This is a genomic window from Desulfobulbus alkaliphilus (assembly GCF_016918545.1).
In the GTDB taxonomy this organism is placed as follows: Bacteria; Desulfobacterota; Desulfobulbia; order Desulfobulbales; family Desulfobulbaceae; genus Desulfobulbus; species Desulfobulbus alkaliphilus.
The window spans coordinates 1-427 of record NZ_JAFFQC010000305.1; the positions used below are offsets into that span (position 1 = coordinate 1).

The 427-nt window shown below is 65.3% G+C and carries 1 protein-coding gene; it reads right to left on the reverse strand.

All coding sequences use genetic code 11. The annotated features are described in order from the left end of the window. On the reverse strand, positions 1-427 hold a 427-nt coding region (locus JWG43_RS18660), incomplete at both ends, for a histidine phosphatase family protein (protein ID WP_205244413.1).

Below are 427 nucleotides of genomic sequence, written 5' to 3' on the forward strand. Positions count from 1 at the left end.
GAACAGACCGTGGGAGACGACGATGGCTTGCTTGGCAATGCCTTCGTCCTGCAGCCATGCCTGGGCCCGGCACTGAATGCTCTGGAAGCTCTCTCCATTCGGGGCCTGCAGATACCAATCCGGCTCTTCCAGATCGAGCTCGGGATGGGCCGCCAACAGCTCGGGAACCCGGCGGCTCTCCCACTCCCCCATGCCCAGCTCCACCAGCCGTTCATCCCAGACGATGCGTTCCTTATCCAAGCCAAGCTGCTGGCATACCCGCTCCGCCGTCTGACGGGCACGACCAAGGGGGCTGGCATAGAGGGTCCAGCTCGCGGGCTCAGCCAGGAGCTCTGCCAGGCGGGCCCCCATGGCGAGGGCCTGAGCTTCGCCTCTGGCGGTCAGATCCGAGTTGCAACGCCCCTGCAGCCTCAGCTCGGCGTTATAG